Origin of the sequence: Janthinobacterium sp. BJB446 (assembly GCF_002735655.1) — a bacterium.
Lineage (GTDB): Bacteria > Pseudomonadota > Gammaproteobacteria > Burkholderiales > Burkholderiaceae_D > Janthinobacterium > Janthinobacterium lividum.
Map to the genome: position 1 here is coordinate 1 of NZ_PDZK01000017.1, position 733 is coordinate 733.

At 46.5% G+C, this 733-nt stretch carries 2 tRNA genes and 2 rRNA genes; all 4 read left to right on the top strand.

The annotated features are described in order from the left end of the window. Positions 1 to 107 (top strand): 16S ribosomal RNA (locus tag CSQ92_RS28455); the annotation flags it as partial. A 98-nt stretch (positions 108 to 205) separates the two neighbouring features. Further along, a tRNA-Ile gene (locus CSQ92_RS28460) sits at positions 206 to 282 on the top strand. Between the two features lie 19 nt (positions 283 to 301). After that, positions 302 to 377: transfer RNA gene (locus tag CSQ92_RS28465), tRNA-Ala, on the top strand. A gap of 249 nt (positions 378 to 626) precedes the next feature. Then, a 23S ribosomal RNA gene (locus CSQ92_RS28470) occupies positions 627 to 733 on the top strand; the annotation flags it as partial.

The following is a 733-nucleotide window of genomic DNA, read 5'->3' on the forward strand; positions in this document are numbered from 1 at the left end:
TAGGTAGCTTAACCGTAAGGAGGGCGCTTACCACGGTAGGATTCGTGACTGGGGTGAAGTCGTAACAAGGTAGCCGTATCGGAAGGTGCGGCTGGATCACCTCCTTTCTAGAGTTTGCACGAATCAGTAATGATTCACGCATCAAATGTTCACACTTATCGGCTGTTAAATGAAGAAGAAACAGTAGTCGTAGTAGTTCCGCGTTGGGGCTGTAGCTCAGCTGGTTAGAGCACCGTGTTGATAACGCGGGGGTCGTTGGTTCGAGTCCAACCAGCCCTACCAGCTAATTATTAATATCTCAGGGGGATTAGCTCAGCTGGGAGAGCACCTGCTTTGCAAGCAGGGGGTCGTCGGTTCGATCCCGTCATCCTCCACCAAAGTTTTACTCGAAAGTGCAAACGTAAGCCAGTCAAATAGACCAGGGTTTAGGTTTGATCTTTTAGCGATCAAAGCTGTTTCGTTCTTTAACAATCTGGAAGAAGTAAAGATTATTTATTGATCGGTTTGCCGTAAAAGGTAAATCGATGGGTAATGATTGTATGTATCAACAAACAAGCAACAACGTTGTACTTTCTTATCCCTGTAGCGCTCTTTGATTACCTAGTAATCAGAGGCTAACGTTATAGGGACAAGCGAATAAGTGCACATGGTGGATGCCTTGGCGATTACAGGCGATGAAGGACGTAGTAGCTTGCGATAAGCTGCGGGGAGTGAGCAAACACACTTTGATCCG